The sequence below is a fragment of the Brevibacterium sp. CFH 10365 genome (genome assembly GCF_009299785.1).
Lineage (GTDB): Bacteria > Actinomycetota > Actinomycetes > Actinomycetales > Brevibacteriaceae > Brevibacterium > Brevibacterium limosum.
Map to the genome: position 1 here is coordinate 410,499 of NZ_VIGO01000004.1, position 20,539 is coordinate 431,037.

The window sequence follows — 20,539 nt, forward strand, 5'->3', positions numbered from 1 at the left end:
TTCATCCCGTCCCGCCCCTCGAACACGTGTTGTATCCAAGATGGATGCAAGCTACCGTGATGGAGTCCAAGCCGCCACAACGACGTGAGACCACTATGACCAGTCACATTCGCGAACAGGCCAAACTCATCACCGCCCAGCTCCTCTCCGGAGCCGGCATCGCCTCAGGCTATGCCGTCGGCGGGCTGCTGGCCGAGGAGATCTCCGGGCAGACCTCGATGGCCGGGTTCGCGCAGATGAGCGTCATCCTCGGCGCCGGACTCATCGCCTATCCCCTTGCCGTCCTCGCCGGTCGGTCCGGCCGCCGCAAGGCCCTGACCTTGGGCTTCGGCATCGGCACGCTCGGGGCAGTGGTCGTCCTCGTCGGTGTCGCCCTCCAGTTCCTGCCGCTGTTCATGCTCGGGATGATGATGTGCGGATCCTCGACCGCCTCGGGCCTGCAGGCCCGCTACGCCGCGGTCGACCTTGCCGACCCCGCGGCCGCCGGACGGGCGATGTCGCTGGTGGTGTGGGCGACGACCATCGGCTCCGTCCTGGGACCGAGCTTCACCGCTCCCGGGGCCCACCTCGGTGAGACCTTGGGCATGAATGGCCTGGCAGGCCCCTATCTCATCTCGATGGTCGCCTTCGCGCTGGCCACCCTGGCCGCATCGACGCTGACGAAGTCCGTCGGCGCCGGCGCTCCCATCGGAACCTCAACCGGCACCGCGGCGGCCGCTCCCCTGCCGCCGATGAAGCTCGGGGAAGCTCTGCGCTTCGCCCTGGCCCGCCCGGTGCCGCTGTTCGCGATGGTCACGATCATCGCCGGGCAGATGATGATGACCAACGTCATGGTCATGACCCCGGTGCACATGGACCATCAGGAGTTCACCCTCGGGGCGATCGGCATCGTCGTGAGCATCCACATCGCCGGCATGTACGCACTCTCCCCTGTCTTCGGGTGGATGGCCGACCGGTGGAGTCCCGGCGTCGTCATCGCCGGTGGGGCGGGCATCTTCACGCTGACGATCATCCTCGGCGTCATCGACGCGATGGCTCCGGAGTCGTCGATGGTGCTGCTGTCGACCGCGCTGTCTCTGCTGGGGATCGGGTGGTCGATGTTCCTCATCGGCGGTTCGTCCCTGCTGACCGCCTCGGTGCCGGCGCATGCGAAGGTGCCGCTGCAGGGCGCCTCGGATTCGGCAATGAACCTCGGCGGTGCGCTCATGGCCGCGATGGCCGGGTCCGTGCTCGGCGCCGGAGGGTTCCTCTGGATCAACCTCATGGCCACATTCGTCCTGGTCATCGCCGTCGGGTTCTCGATCCGGGCGATCCCTCTGATGAGCTGGCCCGGTCGACCCGCCCCCGCCGAGGCGGCCGATCGTTCGTCGGCAGCGCCGTCCCAACCGGATGAGGTCACGAGCGACCAGCCGGGTGAGGACGCCCTCGACCAGCCGGGTGAGGGCACGAGCGACCACGCTCGACGCGGAGCCGGGAGCGATCAGTCAAGCCCTGCGAGCGGTCGGGGAGCCGAGGAATGAGCGCGCAGACCGAGACGCCGAGTGCGGCCGAACGCGCCTACCAGGTCATTCGAAGCCAGATCCTCGACGGCGGGCACACACCGGGGACGATGCTCGGCGAGGCGGCTCTGGCCACCGAAATCGGTGTCAGCCGCACCCCGGTCCGTATGGCCATGGCCAGGCTGCAGGACGAGGGCTGGATCCGCATCTACCCCAAGCGCGGAGCCATCGTCCAAGGCGTCGACGACCGCACCATCGCCGAGCTCGCCGATGCCCGCTACGTTCTCGAGACGACCGCGGTCGACCGCGCCCCCGAAGCCCTGCGACAGCGTCTGGCCGCCGGCTTTGATGAGCTCATCACGCAGCAGCGGACCGCCTTCGCCGAGGCGGACGTGGCCCGATTCATCGAACTGACCCTGGAGTTCCACCGCGGTTTCGTCGAAGCCGGCGACAGCCAGGTGATGCTCGAGATGTATTCGCTGCTGTCCGACCGGCACCGCTTCATCCTGTTCATGAACAGCCGTCACCTGCTCGATCGCTGCGATGAGATCATCGCCGAACACGAGAAGCTGGTCGTCCATCTGCGCGCAGGCGACTCCGCAGCGTTCGCGGCCACCATGCAGGGGCACATCGCCGAGAATGCCGCGCCGGCGGCGCGTGCTCACGGCGCCGCTCCCAGGTCGCACTGAGCGCCCTCAAGGGACTTCAGCCCCACCTCGGCGTCGCACGACCGGTGAGAGAGTGAGCTTCTGGAGGCGCGCCCCGGGCCCTGCCCGTGACGGCACAGTTCGAGGTGAATAGCCCAAGCCCTCGGTGTGCTGCCTGGCGACGTATCGGACAGGTTGTCTCGTCTCTTCTCGGACGGTATTCCTACACACTCGCCGGACACAGTTCCTACACACTCGCCGGACACAGTTCCTACACACTCACCGGACACAGTTCCTGCACACTCACCGGACAGTGCCTGAGCCATTCCTGCGGTTCGCAGACGAGGGCCAGCGGCGAAGACTGTTGTGGTCTCGTCTTCTCTGAGCTCATCACGTTCTTCGGTGGGCAGTTCAGAACAAGGTGTACCGATTCGCAGGATCGCACCGCGGCAACGACGCCGCTGCGACCGTGTCGGCGTCGAAATGCGGCAGTGTGGCCCGCAGCGGTGAACGGATGTGGCCCACGAGGACTCCAGAGTCGGCGAATGTGTGTGTGCAAATGAGTGGGGTCATGGCCACTGTCCGTGACGGCACAGTGCGAGGTGAATAGCTCGAGTTTGAAACTGGGCTGGCCACCTCAGACTGTGCCGCCGCCGTTCGCATCCACGCCGACCCGCCGTCCGCACCCACGCCGACCCACCGTTCGCACCCACGCCGGCCCACCACGCCGCGCCGTCCGCCCCCTCGGCGAGGGGTTCCCCACTCCTCCGTCCGGTCGTAGGCTGAGGTCATGGAGCACAGATATCTGGGAAACAGCGGACTCAAGATCTCCGAGATCACCTACGGCAATTGGCTCACCCACGGTTCGCAGGTGGAGAACGAGACGGCCACGAAGTGCGTGCATGCCGCTCTCGACGCAGGAATCTCGACCTTCGACACCGCCGACGTCTATGCGAACACGGTGGCCGAACAGGTCCTCGGCGATGCGCTGGCCGGTCAACGACGCGAATCGCTCGAGATCTTCACAAAGGTCTACTTCCCCACCGGCCCGCGCGGCCACAACGACACCGGCCTGTCGCGCAAGCACATAATGGAGTCGATCAACGGTTCGCTCCGCAGGCTCGGCACCGACTACGTCGACCTCTATCAGGCTCACCGCTACGACTACGAGACTCCGCTGGAGGAGACGATGCAGGCCTTCGCGGACATCGTCCGCGCGGGGAAAGCCCTCTACATCGGGGTGAGCGAATGGAACGCAGACCAGCTGCGCGCCGCCCACCATCTGGCCCGCGACCTCGGCATCCAGCTGGTGTCGAACCAACCGCAGTACAACATGCTCTGGCGGGTCATCGAAGACCGGGTCGTCCCGACGTCGCAGGAACTCGGCATCTCCCAGATCGTGTGGTCACCGATCGCCCAGGGCGTCCTGACAGGCAAGTACAAGCCCGGCCAGCCGCTGCCTGCCGGCTCACGTGCGACCGATGAGGACGGCGGAGGTGCGGAGTCGATCAAGAGCCGCTACCTTCACGACGAAAAGCTGACTGCCGTGGCGAAGCTCGAACCGATCGCCGCCGAGCTCGGAATCACGATGGCTCAGCTGGCGATCGCCTGGGTGCTCGCCAACGACAATGTCGCCACCGCCTTGGTCGGTGCCTCCCGTCCCGAGCAGATCGCTTCGAACGCCGAGGCGGCCGGGGTCACCCTCAGCGCGGACGTCCTCGCCCGCATCGATGAGGTCCTCGGCGATCTGCCGGAGACCGACCCGAACAAGACCCAGTCACCGGCCGCGCGGCTGACCTGACCTTTCGCCGAGGCGGCTGATCGTCCGCTGCGAGCCCGACCGCGGTCCTCCGGTGGGGCCGCGGTCGGAATCCTCCGCACCGGCGGCGGATCTCCGCCCTCGCCGGCCGGCAGCTGAACTCGACGAATCTCACACCGCCCCGGGGCCGCCTCGGCGAGGGTGGTGCGCTAAACTGCATGAAGCGGTTATATAACCAGGGAATTGACTTCCGGGCGCGAAGAGGGGCCGATTCAGCACTCCGCCTCAGGCAGGCAGTCGTTGAAGGACGAGAAGAGACGCAGATGACGAACAGGTGAGGGGATGCCATTGACGAACGGAGACAGCAACCAGAAGGACTCGGCTGAAGGCACCCCGGTCAACCGGAACCTCGTCCTCGCCGTGCTCGTCTCCGGTGCGTTCGTCATCATCCTCAACCAGACGCTGCTCAACACCGCCCTGCCGGCGTTCATGCACTACTTCGACATCACCTCCGGTGCCGCCCAGTGGGTGACGACGAGCTTCATGCTCGTCAACGGCATCATGATCCCGGTGACCGCCTTCCTCATCCAGAAGTTCACCACGCGCGGTCTGTTCTTCACGGCCATGGGCCTATTCATCGTCGGCACCCTTGTGTGTGCGATCGCGCCGGTCTACCCGGTGATGCTCATCGGCCGTGTCATCCAGGCCTCGGCCGGCGGCATCATCATGCCGCTCATGCAGACGATCCTGTTCGCGATCTTCCCCGTCGAGAAGCGCGGCTCGGCTATGGGCACCTTCGGGCTCGTCATCGCCTTCGCACCAGCCATCGGCCCCAGCCTCTCGGGATGGATCGTCGACCATCTGCCGTGGCAGACGCTGTTCTACATGATGCTGCCGATCGCGATCATCGACCTCGCCGTCGCCTACTTCCTGCTCAAGAACGTCACCGAACGGACTTTCCCGCGCCTCGACGTCCTCTCGATCATCCTCTCCACCCTCGGCTTCGGCGGCCTGCTCTTCGGCTTCGGCACCGCCGGCGATGCCGGCTGGGTCAGCGCCGAGGTGCTCATCCCGCTCGCCATAGGCGCGGTGACGCTGACGTTCTTCATCATCCGCCAGTTCAAGCTCGAGCAGCCGATCCTCGAGTTCCGCATCCTCCGCTACCGCATGTTCACCCTCAACACTCTGCTGGGCATGTGCGTGTTCATCGTCATGGTCGGCGGCATGATGGTGCTGCCCCTGTACATGCAGAATATGAATACATTCTCGGCCATGGAGTCGGGCCTGGCCCTGCTGCCGGGCGCTGCGGTGATGGGGCTGATGTCGCCGGTGACCGGCCGTGTCTTCGATGCGATCGGCGCCAAGTGGCTGGCCGTGGCCGGATTCACTCTGCTCACGGGCACGACCTTCCTGTTCGCTCGACTGGAACCGGACACGTCGTTCGTCTATCTCGCCGTCGTCAACACCATTCGCATGTTCGGCGTGGCCATGGTGATGATGCCGGTGACCACGGCAGCACTCAACCAGCTGCCCTCGCACCTCATCCCCCACGGCACCGCCCTGAACAACACGATGCGTCAGATCGCCGCCTCCGTCGGCACTGCAGCGCTCGTGACGATCATGGTCTCGGCCGCACGGAACCCCGAGACCTACGGCATGGCGGGCCTGGTCCACGGTGCGAACGTCGCGTTCTTCGTCGCCGCCTGTGTCGGAGTCCTCGGCATCATCGGCGCGTTCTTCATCAAGAACTCCCACGGCCTCGAACCCGGACAGAAGAAGACAGCCGGGAAGTGATCCCGCAGCTGCCGGACCGACCCTTCAACGGCTCCAGTCCGACCCCTCGACGAGGTGGCCCGCCACGATGCGCGCCTGTTTGAGCGCGTCTTCGGGCTCCACCGCCCCGCTGAGAACCAGAGTGGCGTATCCGTGGACGATCGACCACGCCGCCACCCCGAAGTCGGAGTCCGGCCCCGATCTGGTCGTCGCGACTCCGACGGAGAGCGCGGCCCACGCGCGCTGCCGGGCCGCAATCAGCTCAGCATCGTCGTCGTGGAGCAGCCGCGGCTGAAACATCACCGTGAAGTGAGACGGGCACGCGAGTGCGAATTCGACATAGGCGACTCCGCGGGAAATGAGACCGCCGTCATCGTCGACTCCGGCCATCGCTTCCGCCAGACGGTCGAACCCTTCGGCCGCGAGGGCCGTGAGCAGACCGGATTTGTCACTGAAATGGTAGGTCGGGGCAGCGTTCGAGACTCCGGCCCGTTTCGCCAGCGCACGCATGCTCAGCTTGGCCACGCCGTCTTCGGCAATCGCCGAGGCGGTCTCCGCCAACAGGGCCCGACGCAGATCCCCATGATGATAAGCCACATCTCGATCGTACCGGAGCGAACTTTTCATTGACAAGATAGCTGTCGGCGATTCATCTTTTCACTGCAAAGATTTGTCGTGGCCGCGACCACCTGCCGCGTACGCTGATGAAGGTCCTCTTTCTTGCCGCAGTCCTCGCCGTGCTTATTCCGGACATCCGGTCACGGCGGAGAGCGTGCAGGTCGCTGGCGCCAGACGCTTCGACGAGGCGTTCGCGCGCCAGGGCTACTTGTAGTATCCCTCGCGGAGGTTGATTCCGTGCTCGATCCAGACCTTGAGCGCCGAGAGCATTCCGGTCCAGCCCATGCAGTTGCCGAATGCGCCCTGCGCGCCGCCCTCGGTGAGCTTCCAGGACTTCTCCGTGATCGTCACGAGGGTCCGTGCCCCGTCGTCGACGGGTGTGAATTCGAAGGTCGTCGTCGTGTCCTTGTCCACGGAGTCGTCGGAGCCTTCCCAGCGGATGACGATCTTCTCGTCTTGGACGTTCTCGACGACCTCGACGGGGAATCGCCCCGGGAAGTCGGCGAAGTCCCATGTCACCTCGCCCCCGGCCTCCAGGCGGCCGTGAGCTCCTCCCGTGGTGAAGTAGTGCGAGAGCTGCTCGGGGTCGGCGACCGCCTCGTAGGTTTCGTGCGGAGTCTTCGAGACATATCCGGTCACGGTGAAGGACAGCTCCTCCAGCGGGCGGGACTGATCATTCTGTTCGGCAGGTGCGTTCTGGGTGCTCTGCTCATCTGTCATGTGATATTTTTACCACATGTCGCTGGTCGAGGGAACGGGTTCGAACGAATCCGATGACGCGGTGTTCAAAGCACTGGCCAATTCCACCCGTCGACGCATCCTCGATCTGCTGCGGACTCAACCGCGCACGACCGGGGAAGTCTGCGATGAGTTCTCCGATCTCGATCGCACGACGGTGCTGCAGCATATTCGGGTGCTCGAAGGCGCAGAGCTGGTCACCGGCCGCAGGGATGGACGCACCCGGCTGCTGGCTCTGGCGCCTCTGCCGATCAAACGGATCCACGATCGTTGGATCGGCGAATACACTCGCGCCGCCGTCGGACTGCTGGCGCAGCTCGACGACGATGCGCAGCAGAGCGATACACAGCAGCACTGAGCAATCCGAGAGGCTCGGGCAGCGACCGGCTCGACGTCTTCCCGATCAGCACACACCGCATTCTGTCGACCGACTCCGTCGCGATGAGCGTGTCAGTTGCGTCCGGTGTTGCGCATCTGCAGGGTCCGAGCGATCCAGGACAGGGCCCCGGCAACCAGCAGCACCAGGGCGCACACCAGGAAGGTCGAAGATGATCCGAGGTAGGTGAACCCGAGACCGCCGACCACTCCGGCGATGGCGAGGCCGATGTCGAAGTTCATATTCCAGGCGACGCTGGCCCGGCTCGGCGAACTGACCGAGGCGAAGGCCATGACGAGGCTCGCCGACTGCATGGCGCCCAGCCCCAGACCGATGATGAGCATCGCGACGAACAGCGCTGCGCCGTAGAAGACAACAGCGCAGACCAGGCCGATCGCCGTCAGGACGAGGCCCAAGATGTTGAGCGCGAAGGGCGGGAAGCTGTCCGACACGGCCCCGACGACGAAGCGCCCGATGACCGCCGAGATCTGCATGCCCGCGATGAACAGTGCCGCCACCGCGACGTCCTCGCCCGGTCCGAAGCCGACGATGATCCCGAAGACGATCATGCCGACGAGAAACGGAGAGAGCATGAGCACGAGTCCGAAGGCCTCCCCCGCTCGGCGTCCCACCTTCCGCAGGCTCCGTCTCTCATTGCGTCCGGCCCGCACCCCGACCGTCCCGGTGCCGCCCTCCGACGCTCCCGCATCGTCCTTCCCTCGCCGAGGCGGCCGACCGGGTACGTACTTGAGCACCGTGGGGATGGCCAAGAGCAGACAGGCACAGACGATGACGCGGAAGATCCAGATCGGAATCGTCTCGACCAACCACAGTCCCAACGGAGCCCCGAGAGCCGCCGCCAAGGACGTGATCCCTCCGAAGAAGCCCAGGGCTTTGCCGATCCGACCCGGCGAGGTCGTTCCGGGAACCGCCGCATTGGCGAGGACGACGAAGAGCCCGAACCCGACACCACCGCAGAGTCCGGCGAGGACGAGCGCCAGCAGGGGCGGGGTGACGAAGAGCCCGAGGAGTTGGCCGAGGAACTGCAGCACAAGAGCGAACATCAGCGAGGCCCTGAACCCGAAGACCCGGCCAGCCCACGGAGCGAAGGGCTGGGCGGCGATGACACCGATCATCATCGTCGTCAGAACGGAGCCGCCGGTGACGGTCGACAGTCCGTCCGTCGCTGCGATCGTCACCATCGTCGAATAGCTGAAGAAGAAGGCGGAGAACCCGAACATCGCCGTCCACACCAAGCCCAGCAGGGCCGGGGTATACGTCCGCTGAGGCTGGTGATCGGGGCTCATAGTCCGAGGTTACGACATCTGCACTGCACCTGCCGTGTCCGACCCGTCTGCCGTCCACCCGGCGGAGCAGTGTTCACCTGCGCGTCAGAATGTTCACCTACCATCGGCTCATGAACTCAGCGAAACTGAACCGCGACGCCCCCAGCGGCACCATCGACACCGCATTCGTCCTCAAATTCGAACCGCTCTATGTCCTCACGGACCTCGAGTCGGAGATCTTCAGCGACATCGGCCCGAAGACACGGACCCGTGAGTCATACAAACGCAAGCACTTCCTCAAGGTCGCCGAATGGAAGGCCATCGGAGTCCTGCCGGGTCTCGAGGAGATCGCATCCGACGACATCGATTTCGTCACCGGTGTCGCTCTCGACGAGGACACACCCAATCGCTTCCGTCTGCCGCTGCTCCGGATGCTGCCCGGAGTGGGAGTCCCGATGGCGAGCACTCTGCTCACCGTGGTCAATCCGAAGAAATTCTCCATCATGGATTCCCGGGCACTGACCGTGCTGCACGACTTCGATCTCGTGACCACGGACAACCCGACGCAGATGGACTACCAGACTTACCGCAAACTCATGAAGTCCCTGGCCAAAGGTGCCAATTGCGCGCCGATCGATCTGTATCGGGCGCTCATCGCCTACTCGCGGCAGGAACAAGACTGAAGCTCCGGCCCTCGGACGCGGCGCTGCCGACGGCCGAGGGCTGAGCGCCGACGGCCGAGCGCCGCTGGCCGAACCGCACTCAGGCGGCCAGCTCCTGCAGACGCTTCTGCCAGAACGTGATCTCCTCGGTCAGCCTGGCCGGGTCGAGACCGTCCGCATACTCGCTGAGCTCGCTCTCCTGGGTCGGCGACATGACCCCGGCTGCGCGCAGACGCTCGAACGGTGTGCTCGGCTCGTCGTAGATGCGGCGCTGTTCGCCGTGACCGTCATCTGTCCACCCCGCGGGTTTGCGTGTGGGGGTGAAGTAGTTGAGCCGGTCGTCGACGGCACGCCAGAGCTCGTTGAGCGCAGACCGGGCCTCGTCGGTGTCATAGCGGCGGATGTCGCCGTACTCATGGACAAGTTGCTGATGCCGCGACGCTTCCGGAAGCCGATCGCGGCGGGGGTCTTTGAGGACCGAACTGAAATGGATGTCCAGGCCGCGTGCCCACCGATCGGCCGCCTCATGGACGGCGCCGTCGGCATTGCTCAGCTCAATGGCATTGACCCAGAAGGGAATCCCCTGCACCTCATCGAGTGACCACTGCAGCAGTTCCACCATGGACTCCGGGGCATTGTCGGCAAGGCTGCGGGTGAAGACCCAGCCGGTGTGCAGACAGGAGGCACTGACCGTGAACACGCAGTTCGAGGCTCGGGTCGGTCCCGCATGGGCGACGGTGTCGACGAGGAAGAATCCCGGTTCGCCCTCGTTCGGTCCCGAAGCGAAGTCGAGAAAGTCTTCGCTGGGACTGGTGAACCGTTTCGTCGACACTCTGCGGTCTCGGAAGTCCTCGGCTCGCGCGGTGCGCAGGTACCGGTCGATCGACGCCGGGCTGACGGCAAGCAGTTCGGCACGGACCTCGAGGCTGTATCCCTCACGGTCAGGCACCAGTGCGCCGTGGCGTTCTGCCGCATCGAGCAGCTGCGGCATCACCGCGGCCAGGTACTTGCCGCTCTGATACCCCGACCATTCCCAGATCCGAACGAGGAGTGCGCGTGATTCGGGTGAGTACTTACAGCACCTCGGCCGTGACTGTTCGGCGGACTGATCGTCGTACCCGGCGGCGTCTTCACCGACGCGAAAGGCAGCCAACCGGCGCCGTGCATGGTCACGCGACCACCCGGTGAGGATCATGACTTCGTCGAGGATCCACCCTTTGTCCTTCTTCCGCGCCGACGAATACAACTCAAGATAGTCATCGACATCGAATTCTGTTTCTGTTGTCACTGGGGAAGAAATACTCTGAATACTCTGCTGATCGTGCATCAATTTCGTTTGATCCTCCGAAATCGGGGAAGCCACTTCATTGTTTTCGCTCTGCCCCGGAACGATTTGCATAATGCTATTCTGAGTTCAGGCAGGAGGTCTTCCTAAACGACAGAAGACGCAGAGATGTCACAGACTGCAGCACGGCTGCTCGGGTTATTGTCACTGCTGATGGTGCCCCGAACCTGGTCGGGAACGGAATTGGCAGATCGTCTGGAAGTGAGTCCGCGGACCGTCCGGAACGATATCGGCACGTTGCGCGATATCGGCTACTCGATCGACGGCACGCGCGGAACCGAGGGCGGCTACCGCCTCTCCTCCAACGGTGCCGGCATCCCGCCGCTCATGTTCGACGCCGATGAGGCGGTGGCGGTCGCCGTCGGCCTCCACTCCGGGCTGAGCTGCATCATCGGCGGGATGGAAGAGACCTCGGCCCTGGCGCTGGCGAAGCTCGAGAGCATTCTGCCCGCCGCGGTCCGAGCACGGGTTCAGAGCCTCGCGCACTTCACTGTTCCAGTCGTCGGCAACCAGCCGATGCCGATCGTCGATCCCAACCTCATCGTCACCCTCATCGACCACTGTCGCCGGCATGAGCGCCTGCGCTTCAGGTACCGCAGCGAGTCCGCCGACCGACCGCCCGGCGGCTCCGCCGACTCAGGCACCGGAGACCCAGGCTCCGCCGACCCTGGCACAGCCGACGCAAGCACCGGCGACATCGACGCTGCCGATTCCGAGGCCGGTGGTCCTCCGACGTCGGAGGCCGCGAGCAGCTCCCCGGCCGAAGAGGTCCACCTCGAAGTCGAGGCCTACCGACTGGTCAACCGTCAGCACCGATGGCACCTGCTGGCCTTCGACCCCGGAACCGGGGCCTGGCGGGTCTTCAGCGCCGAGCGCATCGTGCCGAAGACTCCGAGCGGTCGCAGCTTCACTCCTCGCCCTCTGCCGGCCGACGACATCGGCGACTTCGTCGAACGGCATACGACGGAACCCAGGTGGCGGCATTCGGCCGAGGCTGTCGTCGACGCCCCTGCCGCCACGGTGATGAAGAGACTCACTTCCGCCGAAGGCACAGTCGAAGCCCTCGAAGACGACCGCTGCCTCGTCACCGTCGGCGGGCAGAGCCTGACCACCATGGCCCTGGCGTTGGCTCGCCTGGACGTCGACTTCACCGTCATCGACAGCCCCGAACTCCGCAGATGCCTCGACCGGCTCTCGCTCCGGCTCGGCCGCGCGGTCGATGAGCGGGCGCTGCCCGACCTCGCGGCTGCCCGGACGAGGAAAGCGGCTGCCCGCGGAACGGAATAGGGATAAAGTCACAACCCGGCATAAAGACCTTTGTGCGAATATGTGAAATTTCGCGGGCACGCCCCGTGAGTCGCGACCATTCCTTGTCGCCTGAGAACACCGAGCGGTAACTTTCCTGGATACGTTTCAGGTATCGGCCCGCATGGCTGCGACTAATCCATTCGGGCCATTGTCGACCACAATCCCTCTATTCCGTGATCGGAGAATTGCGATGTTTCTGCCGTGCACCGGCACAGCAACGAGTCCGCGTGCCACCAGCTTCGACATCGAAAGCAGGCCGCAGTGACAGCGACAGACGACGACCGGTCGATGACGAGCGGGCATCTTCGCAGCACCGACGACCTCACCGAGCGCATCCGCCGCACCAACATCATCTATGCCCGCTTCTACGGACCGCTGGTGGTGCTGGTCATCGCCGCATCGTTCTTCCCCTACTACTCCCCCGAACCGGACAGTACGGTCACGTACGGAAACCTGTGGCAGGAAGTCCTCATCATCGGTCGCGGAGTCGATGTGTTCGCCCTCTTCGCACTGCTGCTCACCACCGGACTGATGTGCCTGGCCGCGATGGGCAGAACGACGAGCGCCGTCCTGATTGCGATCCTCACCGGCTCGATCGTCATCGGATGCACTCTCCTGCAGGCGCCCGGCTATGTCAGCCCGCCGGCGCTGACGATCTTCGGCATCGTCGACATCGCACTCAGCTTCCTCATCGCCGCGATCACCCTGGTGCACTCCCTGCACCTGTTCACCCTCGACCTCGGATTCCAGCGCCGCACCGCGTGAGCTCGTCAGTCGGCGGAGCCACCCTCCGACCTCCCCGCCACACGCAGTGCGGGAATGACCTCGTTCCGAGTCAGCGGCGCGAACTGGCGGACGTCGGTGTCTGCGGGCAGCGGGTCGATGGGGAACCATCCGGCTTCGGCGATCTCGGCCAGATGCGCGATGTTCTCCCCATCGAGCTCCTCCGGCAGCCCGTCGTAGCAGAACACGTCACCGATGACCCGGTGTTCGGCCTCGTTCGCCGCCGCTGCCGAGAACGTGCCCAGCGCGTGCAGCCGGTGCCGGTCCAGATCGAGTCCGAGCTCCTCGGCGATCTCCCGGACGATGGTGTCCTCAGGCGTCTCCCCCGTTTCGGGTTTGCCGCCGGGCAGCATGAAGGAGGTGGTCCCGGTCTTACGGACCATGAGCAGCTCCGGGCGCAGCGGGTGGAGGAGGACGAGCGCAGAGACGCGGATATCGTTCATTCCGACCACACTCCGGAGGCGCCTCGGCGGTGGGAGTCGAGCAGGTGCGTATCGACCATGCCGATGGCCTCCATCAGCGCATACATCGTGGTCGGTCCGACGAAGCGGAATCCCCTCTTCTTCAGTGCCTTCGACAGTGCCACGGATTCCGGTCCCGTCGTCGGGATCTCGGCGACGGCGCGCGGTCGAGGTGTCTGCTCCGGCTGGAACGACCACAGGAACGCGTCGAGTCCGCCGTCTTCACGCAGTTCGATCACGCGGGCGGCGTTGTTGATGCAGGCTTCGATCTTGCCGCGGTGGCGGATGATCCCCGGATCGGTCAGCAGCGTGTCGACCTCGGCTTCACCGAAGCGGGCGACGGCATCGGGGTCGAATCCGGCGAAGACTTCGCGGAACCGGTCCCGCTTCTTCAGAATCGTCAGCCACGACAGTCCGGCCTGGAATCCTTCGAGGCTCATCCGCTCGAACAGTCCCGCTTCGTCGTGGATGGGCAGGCCCCATTCGCTGTCGTAGTAGTCCAGCAGCATCGCGTCGCCGTACGCCCACGGTGTGCGGGCCAGTCCGTCATCGCCGATGACGGCTGCGCCGGAGGGGCTCGCCTGTGTTTCGTCGTCCATTCTGCAACCGTATCGCGTCGGACTGACGCAGCTCGCAGGCCCCACCCTCTGGCCTCCCCAGGCCACGGTCTCTCAGTTCTGAGTCCCATGTCAGTCACCTCCGATAAGGTGCGGCCATGACCTCAGTGCTCCTCCTCGGTTTCGGCGCCATCGGCCGCCACGTCGCCCAGCTGCTCTCTCCCGAGCTCGGTTCCGGGACGCTCCGACTGACCGCCCTGGTCTCGGACCGGGCCAAGCATGCCGACCGTCTCGATCACGGCGCCGAGGTGGTCGACGTTCTCCCTCTGCCGAGGCAGTTCTCCGATTTCGATGTCATCGTCGAATGCGCCGGGGTCCCTGCCGCCGCCCGGCTCGGACCCGCCGCCATCGCGGCCGGCCGTCCTCTCGTCCTCACCAGTGTGGGAGCCCTGGCCGAGCCCGGTGCCCGTGCGGGTCTGCTCGCCGGACCAGGCCGGCTGCACGTGACCAATGGGGCGATCGGCGGACTCGATGTGCTCGAGGCGGCGGCGCAGGCCGGTGGCCTCGACACCGCCCGGATCACCACGTCGAAGGAGGCGACCGGGCTCATCCGACCATGGATGTCCGAGGCCGAAGCCGACCGGCTGCGTGCCCTTCGCCCCGAGGACGGCCCCGTGACCGTGTTCACGGGCAACCCCGCCGAGGCGATCGAGAAGTTCCCGGCCAACGTCAATATCGCCGTCGCTCTCGCCTGGGCCACTCGCGGGCTGTCCCACAGCAGCACCGATGCCCACCTGCTCGACGCATCCCTGGGACGAGTGCAGGTCGAGCTCCAGGCGGTGGCCGGTCAGACCCAGTCCGCCCACCGGATCCGGGCATCCGGGTCCGCAGGAGACTTCTCCTTCGACATCCGGTCGACTCCCAGCCCCGAGAACCCCGCCACCAGCGGACTCACGGCCCTGTCCGTCACTCGCACCCTGCGCAGCGTGATTGCGGGGTGATGATCTGCCGACATGATGCCCGGTCGTCCGCCCGCCTCGGCGAGTGAATCACAACGCCCGGGAACCTCGATCTTCCGATCGATGTTCCCGGGCGTCGGCTCCCGGACGAGGGACTCACCCGCGGCTGCGAACGAGTCCCTCAGCGGGTTCAGTCATCGCGGTGGATGATGTTCTCCTGCAGCTGGAGGAATTCGACGTGGCGTTCGTACTGGTCAAGCACGTCATCGATGATCTGCTCCTTCGAGAAGCCCATGATGTCGTAGCCCTGACCGGTGCCGCCGTCGAGGTAGACCTCCATCCGGTAGTAGTCCTCACCGGTTCCGCGCGGGACCATTCCACCGAACGACGGCACGCTGACCTTGTGCGGCCACACCTGGTAGCGGAAGGGGTACTCCCCTTCTCCGTCGACCTCGAACTGGAAGAGCTCGCCGTCGTCGACGAACACGCCTTCGGAATCGATGCGACCGCAGCGGGAGGAAATTCCGCGGCCCTCCATCTCTTCGGCCACCTCGTTGAGGGTGGGGATGAGGACCTTCTGCTCGAACTCCTCGGCTCGGGCCTGATTCGGGAAGGACAGCACCCGACCGAGCTGGCGCTGCCAGTTCTCGTGACCGGGACCGCGGGAACGACGCGCCAGCGATCCGGGCAGGCTCGTATCGACGCTGTCGACACGGTTCGCTTCGACCCGCAGCGCCTTGTACAAGCCGATCATGACGAGGATGACGACGAAGGCGAAGGGCAGGCCCATGATCACCGTCGCGTTCTGCAGTGCGCCGATGCCCCCGACGAGCAGCATCGCCACCGTCAGGGCTCCGGTCGCCAGCGCCCAGAAGATGCGCAGACCGGCGCGTCCGTCCTCCTGCGGGTTGCGCAGGTTCGACGACAGGTTCGCCATCACCAGGGCCGCGGAGTCCGCCGTGGTGACGTAGAACAGCAGGGCGGTGAGCGTGGCCAGACCGGCGATGAAGGCGAACGCCGGGTAGCGCGAGAGCAGCTCGTAGAAGCCGCCCTCGGGGTTGAGGATCGTCTGCTCGCCGAATTCCTTGTCACCGCCGCGGATGATGTCGAGAGCGGAGTTTCCGTAGATCGAGATCCACATGAAGATGTAGATGAACGGGATCGTCAGGGTGCCCAGAACGAACTGGCGGATGGTGCGTCCGCGGGAGATGCGGGCGAGGAAGAGTCCGACGAACGAGGCGAATGCGATCCACCAGGCCCAGAAGAACAGGGTCCAGTCGGTCATCCATGTTCCGGTGTCTTCGAAGGCGAAGGTCTGCCCGGCCATGTTCGGGAACAGGCGGACGAAGTCGGTGACGTTGAGGACGAGGGCATTGAGCAGGAATTTCGTATTTCCGGCCACGAGCACCCACAGGCTCAGCGCAATGGCAAGGACGACGTTGAGGATCGACAGGAACTTGATTCCCTTGTCCACACCCGAGACTGCCGACAGAGTGGCGACGCCGACGCCGACGATGACGATGCCGACCTGAGTGGCGGTGCCGATCGGGATCCCGAAGACCGTGTTGAGGCCGACGTTGACCATGACGACGCCGATGCCCAGCGAGGTGGCCACACCGAAGATCGTGCCCAGCAGTGCAGCGAAGTCGACGGTCTCACCGAGCGCCCCGTGGACGCGCTTGCCGAAGATCGGGGCCAGCGCCGAACGGATCGCCAGCGGCATGTTCATCCGGTAGGCGAAGTAGGCCAGGGCCATGCCCATGAGTGCGTAGAGGCCCCAACCGCTCAGACCGTAGTGGAAGAGCGCCCACACAGTGGATTCGCGGGCGGCGGCGACAGTTTCGGGTTCGGTGCTCGGCGGGGTGAGGTACATCGTGACCGGTTCGGCCACGGCGAAGAACATGAGGTCGGTGCTGATGCCGGCGGCGAAGAGCATCGACGCCCAGGCGACGAGGCCGAATTCGGGCTTCGAGTGTTCGGGGCCGAGCTTCGTGTTTCCGTAGCGGGAGGCCGCCAGATAGATGACGAAGACGAGGACGGCGAGGACGAGGAGGACGTAGAACCAGCCGAACCAATCGGAGGTCCAGCCGACGACGGCACCGAGGACTCCCTCGGCGTTGGTCGGTGAGATGAGAGCCCAAACGGTGATGGCGAGCGCCACCAGGGCTGCGGCGATGAACACCCGTCTGTTCACGGGCGGCAGCGACGGCTTCGCCTTGCCCTTCGCTTCTCCCTTCGGTTCACCCGGTGGGGTGTCGACTGATGCTGACATTGTTCTGCTCCTTATCCGGACGCTTCTGCGTCGTGGCATCGGACCCGGTCGAACAGCGTGCTCAACCGAGCATGATCAACGGCTGTTGCTGAATGAGATTCCGTCCTCGCCGAGTCCCCGCACCTGCGGGGAAGGCCAACAACGGAGGTTACCACATGGACACTTACGGTCACTTGCCCTGATATGCCATACGGACCTGCAGATCAGCGACTCACTCTCGCCGAGGTGGGGCTTCACCAACCGTGTCCGCGCCGGTTCTGCCCCGCCCGCCTCAGTGGGAGGTGCGTTGGGTCTCAGAGGGAGACCAGGATCAGCGCTGCAGCCATCACCACCCCGGAGCCGAGGAATGTGATGACGGTGTAGCCGAGGATGTCGCGCATCTTCAGACCCGCGATGGCCAGCACCGGCAGCGCCCAGAAGGGCTGGAGCATGTTCGTCCACTGGTCGCCGTAGGACACCGCCATGATCGCGACCGAGGGATCGACGCCGAGCTGGTTGGCCGCATCGAGCATGATCGGGCCCTGCACGGCGAATTGGCCACCGCCGGAGGGGACGAAGAAGTTCACGAGTCCGGCCGAGAGCAGGGCGAGGACGCCGAAGGTCGTGGTGTTCGAGATCGAGACGAAGGCGTCGGAGAACACGGCGATGAGTCCCGTCGAGGACATGATGCCGAGGATTCCGGCGTAGAGCGGGAACTGCAGGAGGATCTCGCCGACGTTCGACGCCGCCTCCTTCGTCAGGTGGATGAGTTCGAACGGGTTGCGCACGAGCAGGAGGATGAGGGCGAGGAACGACCAGTTGACGATGTCGAGGGTCAGTCCCCCGCCTTGGGCGAAGTGGATGACGAGGTAGGCCACGAGTGCGAGACCGACGACCAGAGTAAGCACACGTGAGGCGTCGATCCGGTCGGCGGGGGTGACGACCTCTTCATCGATCTGCGACTGCTTCTCCGAACTCACCGAGGCGGGGAGTTCGTAGACAGGGGCACCGGCCTTGGGCGCGACGAGGAAGAAGAGGAGACCGCAGACGACGATGACCCCGGCGATGGCGAGCAGGTTCCAACCGGCGAAGATCGTCTCGGACACAGGAATCGTCTGTCCCCCGAGGGATTCGGCGAGGAACGAGTCCGGAGTGGCCGCGGTCAGCGGGCCCGATCCCGAATAGCCCATATGCCAGACGACGAATCCGGAGTATCCGGCGGCGACGAGCAGCGGGAAGTGGACTCTGATTCCGCGTTCGCGTGACTGCACGGCGATCTCACGGGCGAGCAGAGCACCGACGACGAGACCGAGACCCCAGGTGATGAGGCTGGCGAGTGCGGCGACGAGGAAGACGAAGACATAGGCGAAGGTGGCGTTGCCCGGGACACGGGCGAGCCAGACCAACAGCTTCCGCACCGGCCCGGTGTTGGCGAGGATGTGGCCGAGCAGGAGGATCAGACACATCTGCGTCATGAACTCGAGCAGACCGGCCAGCCCCTCACCCCAACCGGTGAGGACGGCAGTGGGGCCGGCATCGGTGAAGATGAACGCGAGGACCGCGACGATGAGGGTGAGAACGATGGCGAAGGTCAGTGCCGAGGGAATCCACTGTTCGAGGAATCGGTTGACCGGCCGCATGATCCCTTTTGAGGCTGCGGCGTTGACCTGGGTCGACGGCTTCGGTGCCGACATGGGAAGACCTCCCGCTGAGAATCTGCTGTGTGTGGTCTCAGCATACAATCAGGGCGCTGTTCCTTGGAACGGAACAGCGCCCTGACGGAGATCAGAACCCGATCGTAATCAATTCGGACAGCCCTTTCGGGTCGGACAGCCCTCGCAGACCGGACAGTGTCCCTCGACGGGCCTTTTCAGGCCGGGCAGTGTCCCTCGACGGTCCTTATCAGGCCGGACACTGTCCCTCGACGGTCCTTATCAGACCGGACACTGTCCCTCGACGGGTCCGGGCAGATCAGTGCTGCTTGTACACGAGCTGCTTGTTGACGAATTCGTCCATGGCCAGCGGTCCGAGCTCACGTCCCACGCCGGAGCGCTTGACTCCGCCGAAGGGCAGGAATTCGCGTGTGCCCTCGGGGGCGTTGAGGAAGACCATGCCCGAATCGATCTGGGCGCCGACGCGTTCGGCCCGTTCGATATCGCCGGAGAACACCGCGGCGCCGAGACCGAACGGGGTGTCATTGGCCAGCTCCACGGCCTCTTCCTCGCTGCCGACCCGGTAGACGATGACGGCGGGCCCGAAGAGCTCTTCGTAGTAGCCGCGCATCCCCTTCTTCACATCGGTGAGGACTACGGGCTCGACGTAGGCGCCGCCTCCGTCGTAGCGCTTTCCACCGGCGTGCAGGGTCGCACCCTGGCTGACTGTGTCCTGGACCTGCTCGACGAAGCGGTCGGCCGCGGCCGTCGACGACAGCGGCGACAGGCGGGAGCCCTCCTCACCCGGGGTTGCGGGGGTGGAGTTCTTGGCCTCCTCGGTGATGGAGGCGACGAAGTCGTCGTAGAGGTCCTCCATGACGATCATCCGCTTCGGCGAGTTGCAGGCCTGCCCGGTGTTGCCCATACGGGTGCGGAAGAAGGTCTTCGCCGAGGCCGTGACATCGGCGGAGTCGAGGAGGATGTAGGGGTCGGATCCGCCGAGTTCGAGGACGACCTTCTTGAGGTTCTTGCCCGCCTCGGCGGCGACGGCGGCACCGGCGCGCTCGGATCCGGTCAGTGACACCCCGTGGTTGCGCGGATCGGGCAGGATGATGTCGGCGACCTGCTCGTTGCTCGCGTAGATGTTGATGTAGGCGCCTTCGGGCAGGCCGGCTTCGATGAAGATCTCTTCCATGATCTGCGCCGAGCGCGGGCACTGCGGGGCGTGCTTGAGCAGGATCGTGTTGCCCAGGGCCAGGTTCGGGGCGGCGAAGCGGGCGACCTGGTAGTAGGGGAAGTTCCACGGCATGATGCCCAGCAGCGATCCGACGGGCTTGCGGCGGATCATCGCGGTGGCGTCCTTGGGCCCGCGCAGGGGCTCATCGGCCATGAAGGCCTCGGCGTTGTCGGCGAAGTACTTGTAGATCATCGAGCTGAGCTGGACCTCGCCCTTGCCCTCGGGCACGGACTTGCCCATTTCGAGCTGGATGACCTCGGCGAGCTCCTCGGCGCGCTCGGCATAGATCTCGGACACGCGAGTGAGGATGGCGGCGCGGTCGGCCACCGGGGTCCGGCCCCACTCGGTGAAGGCCGTGGCGGAGCGGTCGAGAGCGGCGAGGATCTCGGAATCGGTGTTGGTGGGGAACTCTTCGGCGACTTCGCCGGTCGCCGGGTTGGTCACACGGTACATGGTGGTGGTCATGACGGTCCTCATTTCACTTCGGGGCAGTACGTCGGTCACCTTCCAACCTATGGCCGATTCCCTGCCCCGGCAATCCATGTCTCACCCCCTGGGCGAGTTCTTGAGCATCTTGTCAGCCGGCGCCGAGGCGGTTGCCCCGGCGCCGCTGACAGCTCCGCGGATT

General features: G+C 65.2%; 18 protein-coding genes. 9 read left to right on the forward strand and 9 right to left on the reverse strand.

The window, feature by feature from the left end:
• Positions 1 to 95 precede the first annotated feature (95 nt).
• The 4 genes from FHG09_RS10500 to FHG09_RS10515 all read left to right on the forward strand — a co-directional run bounded on the left by FHG09_RS10500 (position 96) and on the right by FHG09_RS10515 (position 5,699).
• Positions 96 to 1,520, forward strand: a complete 1,425-nt coding sequence (locus tag FHG09_RS10500) for an MFS transporter (protein WP_152347583.1) — start codon at positions 96 to 98, stop codon at positions 1,518 to 1,520.
• Entirely contained in the window at positions 1,517 to 2,188 is a 672-nt protein-coding gene (locus tag FHG09_RS10505) for a GntR family transcriptional regulator (RefSeq protein WP_152347584.1), read from the forward strand. Before FHG09_RS10500 ends, FHG09_RS10505 begins: the two co-directional genes overlap by 4 nt.
• Positions 2,189 to 2,936: 748 nt before the next feature.
• Positions 2,937 to 3,947, forward strand: a complete 1,011-nt coding sequence (locus FHG09_RS10510) for an aldo/keto reductase family protein (RefSeq protein WP_152347585.1) — start codon at positions 2,937 to 2,939, stop codon at positions 3,945 to 3,947.
• Positions 3,948 to 4,247: 300 nt separating this feature from the next.
• Complete coding sequence (locus FHG09_RS10515) at positions 4,248 to 5,699, forward strand: MDR family MFS transporter (protein WP_152347586.1); 1,452 nt, start codon at positions 4,248 to 4,250, stop codon at positions 5,697 to 5,699.
• A gap of 24 nt (positions 5,700 to 5,723) precedes the next feature.
• On the opposite strand, the gene FHG09_RS10520 is transcribed toward FHG09_RS10515, so the two are convergent.
• Entirely contained in the window at positions 5,724 to 6,275 is a 552-nt protein-coding gene (locus FHG09_RS10520) for a TetR/AcrR family transcriptional regulator (RefSeq protein WP_152347587.1), read from the reverse strand.
• Between the two features lie 225 nt (positions 6,276 to 6,500).
• Positions 6,501 to 7,016: an SRPBCC domain-containing protein gene (locus FHG09_RS10525; RefSeq protein ID WP_152347588.1), complete on the reverse strand. Its 516-nt coding sequence runs from the start codon at positions 7,014 to 7,016 to the stop codon at positions 6,501 to 6,503.
• 16 nt (positions 7,017 to 7,032) lie between these two features.
• Here FHG09_RS10525 and FHG09_RS10530 point away from each other — a divergent pair, with 16 nt between their 5' ends.
• Positions 7,033 to 7,392: an ArsR/SmtB family transcription factor gene (locus FHG09_RS10530; protein ID WP_152347589.1), complete on the forward strand. Its 360-nt coding sequence runs from the start codon at positions 7,033 to 7,035 to the stop codon at positions 7,390 to 7,392.
• A gap of 92 nt (positions 7,393 to 7,484) precedes the next feature.
• On the opposite strand, the gene FHG09_RS10535 is transcribed toward FHG09_RS10530, so the two are convergent.
• Positions 7,485 to 8,717: an MFS transporter gene (locus FHG09_RS10535; RefSeq protein ID WP_152347590.1), complete on the reverse strand. Its 1,233-nt coding sequence runs from the start codon at positions 8,715 to 8,717 to the stop codon at positions 7,485 to 7,487.
• Positions 8,718 to 8,827: 110 nt separating this feature from the next.
• Between FHG09_RS10535 and FHG09_RS10540 the strand changes: the two genes are divergently transcribed.
• Positions 8,828 to 9,379: a hypothetical protein gene (locus FHG09_RS10540; protein ID WP_152347591.1), complete on the forward strand. Its 552-nt coding sequence runs from the start codon at positions 8,828 to 8,830 to the stop codon at positions 9,377 to 9,379.
• Positions 9,380 to 9,458: 79 nt separating this feature from the next.
• On the opposite strand, the gene FHG09_RS10545 is transcribed toward FHG09_RS10540, so the two are convergent.
• Entirely contained in the window at positions 9,459 to 10,646 is a 1,188-nt protein-coding gene (locus tag FHG09_RS10545) for an integrase (protein WP_152347592.1), read from the reverse strand.
• A 165-nt stretch (positions 10,647 to 10,811) separates the two neighbouring features.
• Here FHG09_RS10545 and FHG09_RS10550 point away from each other — a divergent pair, with 165 nt between their 5' ends.
• Both FHG09_RS10550 and FHG09_RS10555 read left to right on the forward strand, forming a co-directional pair.
• Positions 10,812 to 11,990, forward strand: a complete 1,179-nt coding sequence (locus tag FHG09_RS10550; protein WP_152347593.1) for a helix-turn-helix transcriptional regulator — start codon at positions 10,812 to 10,814, stop codon at positions 11,988 to 11,990.
• A gap of 282 nt (positions 11,991 to 12,272) precedes the next feature.
• Positions 12,273 to 12,776, forward strand: a complete 504-nt coding sequence (locus tag FHG09_RS10555) for a hypothetical protein (protein ID WP_152347594.1) — start codon at positions 12,273 to 12,275, stop codon at positions 12,774 to 12,776.
• A gap of 5 nt (positions 12,777 to 12,781) precedes the next feature.
• On the opposite strand, the gene FHG09_RS10560 is transcribed toward FHG09_RS10555, so the two are convergent.
• Positions 12,782 to 13,237: an NUDIX hydrolase gene (locus FHG09_RS10560; RefSeq protein WP_152347595.1), complete on the reverse strand. Its 456-nt coding sequence runs from the start codon at positions 13,235 to 13,237 to the stop codon at positions 12,782 to 12,784.
• Entirely contained in the window at positions 13,234 to 13,854 is a 621-nt protein-coding gene (locus tag FHG09_RS10565; protein ID WP_152347596.1) for a DNA-3-methyladenine glycosylase I, read from the reverse strand. The genes FHG09_RS10560 and FHG09_RS10565 overlap by 4 nt, the downstream gene beginning before the upstream one ends.
• 116 nt (positions 13,855 to 13,970) lie before the next feature.
• Between FHG09_RS10565 and FHG09_RS10570 the strand changes: the two genes are divergently transcribed.
• Positions 13,971 to 14,813: an aspartate dehydrogenase domain-containing protein gene (locus tag FHG09_RS10570; protein WP_152347597.1), complete on the forward strand. Its 843-nt coding sequence runs from the start codon at positions 13,971 to 13,973 to the stop codon at positions 14,811 to 14,813.
• 148 nt (positions 14,814 to 14,961) lie between these two features.
• On the opposite strand, the gene betT is transcribed toward FHG09_RS10570, so the two are convergent.
• The 3 genes from betT to FHG09_RS10585 all read right to left on the reverse strand — a co-directional run bounded on the left by betT (position 14,962) and on the right by FHG09_RS10585 (position 20,376).
• Positions 14,962 to 17,043, reverse strand: a complete 2,082-nt coding sequence (gene betT / locus FHG09_RS10575; protein ID WP_152347598.1) for a choline BCCT transporter BetT — start codon at positions 17,041 to 17,043, stop codon at positions 14,962 to 14,964.
• 293 nt (positions 17,044 to 17,336) lie between these two features.
• Positions 17,337 to 18,716 (reverse strand): short-chain fatty acid transporter, encoded by a 1,380-nt coding sequence (locus tag FHG09_RS10580; RefSeq protein ID WP_152347599.1) that lies wholly within the window; start codon positions 18,714 to 18,716, stop codon positions 17,337 to 17,339.
• Positions 18,717 to 18,993: 277 nt separating this feature from the next.
• On the reverse strand, positions 18,994 to 20,376 hold the full coding sequence (locus tag FHG09_RS10585) for an NAD-dependent succinate-semialdehyde dehydrogenase (RefSeq protein ID WP_152347600.1): 1,383 nt from the start codon (positions 20,374 to 20,376) through the stop codon (positions 18,994 to 18,996).
• Between the last annotated feature and the right edge of the window lie 163 nt (positions 20,377 to 20,539).